This is a genomic window from Barnesiella propionica, from assembly GCF_025567045.1.
Lineage (GTDB): Bacteria > Bacteroidota > Bacteroidia > Bacteroidales > Barnesiellaceae > Barnesiella_B > Barnesiella_B propionica.
The window spans coordinates 1-519 of the sequence record NZ_JAOQJK010000025.1 but is presented as its reverse complement, the minus strand read 5'-3'; the positions used below and the strand labels follow the sequence as shown (position 1 = coordinate 519).

1 protein-coding gene and 1 rRNA gene are annotated in these 519 nt (G+C 45.3%); one reads left to right on the top strand and one right to left on the bottom strand.

Features of this window, described 5'->3' with window-relative positions; all coding sequences use genetic code 11:
- Positions 1–9 precede the first annotated feature (9 nt).
- A 5S ribosomal RNA gene (gene rrf, locus OCV73_RS14480) occupies positions 10–119 on the top strand.
- A 95-nt stretch (positions 120–214) separates the two neighbouring features.
- Here the strand turns inward: rrf and OCV73_RS14475 are convergent.
- On the bottom strand, positions 215–346 hold the full coding sequence (locus OCV73_RS14475; RefSeq protein WP_262512982.1) for a hypothetical protein: 132 nt from the start codon (positions 344–346) through the stop codon (positions 215–217).
- Positions 347–519: the final 173 nt, after the last annotated feature.

Sequence of the window (519 nt, the reverse complement as noted above, 5' to 3'; positions counted from 1 at the left end):
AAAAGAAATTAAGGTGGTTATAGCACGAGGGTCCCACCTCTTCCCATACCGAACAGAGAAGTTAAGCCTCGTCACGCCGATGGTACTGCGCAAAGTGGGAGAGTAGGTAGCCGCCACATAAAGGAGCCTTGTCGGAAGGGGGGAGATGACCCCCGGAAGATCAGGCTCCTGTTTTATATGTACAGGTCAAGAACATCAGATCATTACTCAACACTCACACCCATACCCATACCACATCACACTTATATACCTTATCTTCCCTCCCTGCAAACAGGCGGAACGCCGGATGAATGAGCGGTCTCACCGCACCCACCCCCTTCAGGCAGACTGCTGTTTCAGGCACCATAACACTATTTCATATCATGTATTTTCCGCAGAAGAAATATTCTCCCGCCCAATGCCAGTCAGATATAATCAGTTATATTCCTAAGAAAATATATACCCTTTATTCATTAAGAATCCAAATAATACTATTGTTTTTCCTCTAACTCACGTATGGCGGCGTCTGTAAATGTTTTA

What these genes read in the sequence shown, in the direction of transcription:
- OCV73_RS14475 (WP_262512982.1), bottom strand. Translation starts at nt 346, where the DNA reads ATGGTGCCTGAAACAGCAGTCTGCCTGAAGGGGGTGGGTGCGGTGAGA.